This is a genomic window from Protofrankia coriariae, from assembly GCF_001017755.1.
GTDB classification, from domain to species: domain Bacteria; phylum Actinomycetota; class Actinomycetes; order Frankiales; family Frankiaceae; genus Protofrankia; species Protofrankia coriariae.
In genome coordinates this window covers 101,400-102,275 of record NZ_JWIO01000001.1, presented here as the reverse complement: position 1 = coordinate 102,275, position 876 = coordinate 101,400, and the positions used below count along the sequence as shown (strand labels likewise).

At 68.8% G+C, this 876-nt stretch carries 2 protein-coding genes (both running past the window's edge); one reads left to right on the top strand and one right to left on the bottom strand.

Annotated features, from left to right (window positions below):
* Nucleotides 1-299, bottom strand: the 5' portion of a protein-coding gene (locus FrCorBMG51_RS34325; RefSeq protein ID WP_275452033.1) for an O-methyltransferase. It extends 109 nt beyond the left edge of the window; the window shows 299 of its 408 coding nt (coding positions 1-299); the start codon lies at nucleotides 297-299; its stop codon lies off the left edge, out of view.
* Between the two features lie 190 nt (nucleotides 300-489).
* Here FrCorBMG51_RS34325 and sigE point away from each other — a divergent pair, with 190 nt between their 5' ends.
* A protein-coding gene (sigE, locus tag FrCorBMG51_RS00425; protein WP_047221268.1) for an RNA polymerase sigma factor SigE crosses the window boundary here: on the top strand, nucleotides 490-876 show its start. 522 nt of this gene lie beyond the right edge of the window; only the first 387 of its 909 coding nucleotides appear in the window; its start codon is at nucleotides 490-492; the stop codon falls past the right edge of the window.

Here is an 876-nt window from a genome sequence, read left to right as displayed (position 1 = left end):
CGGCGGGCCAGCCGCAGGTGCTCCGCTTCGACGTCGATGGTGGTCAGGGTCCCGTCCGGACGCATCCCGCGCAGCAGCCAGGTACCGGACACGCCGGTACCTGTCCCAATTTCGACAACTGTGCGGGCTGCCACAGAGGCGGCAAGGAAGCGCAGGATGGAACCGGTGCCCGGGGCGACCGGGACGATACCGACCTCCTCGGCGCGGGCTCGGGCAGCCCGCAGGGGAGGGTCTTCCAGCAGGAAGCCCTCCGTGTATGCGGCGGTCGAATCGACGGCCCCGGTGACTGTGTCGGGCATGACATAGGCAGCCTACGGGAACGCCGGGTGCTGATGGCGCGTTCGTCTTGGCAACGCGCCTCGTGTCGGGGATGGATCGAGGGGAGAACAGCCGGTGTCCGCTGCGGGTTTTGCCGCGCCATGGCCGGCGCGTCGGGTACGTTCGTCTCGAACCGATCGAGAGGCGGCTGTGAACGGACAGGACGCGCGCCTGGCCACGTTCACGTCTGGCCGGCCGGCTCCACCGCGTCCGGCCTCGGACGAGGAGGCCACCGGGTCTGTCGCGGCCGATGTCGCTGGCGCGGTCGGTAGCGATCCGGCCGCGTGGGTGCCGCCCACGTGGGAAGAGGTCGTACGGGACCACGGTAACAGGGTGTACCGTCTTGCTTACCGTCTTACGGGTAATGCCCACGATGCCGAAGACCTCACCCAGGACGTCTTCGTGCGTGTGTTCCGGTCGTTGGCGGACTACACACCCGGCACCTTCGAGGGCTGGCTCCACCGGATCACCACGAACCTCTTCCTGGACCGGATGCGGCGCCAGCAGAAGATTCGTTTCGACGCGTTGCCGGACGACCCCGAGCGGCTGGCCGGCCGC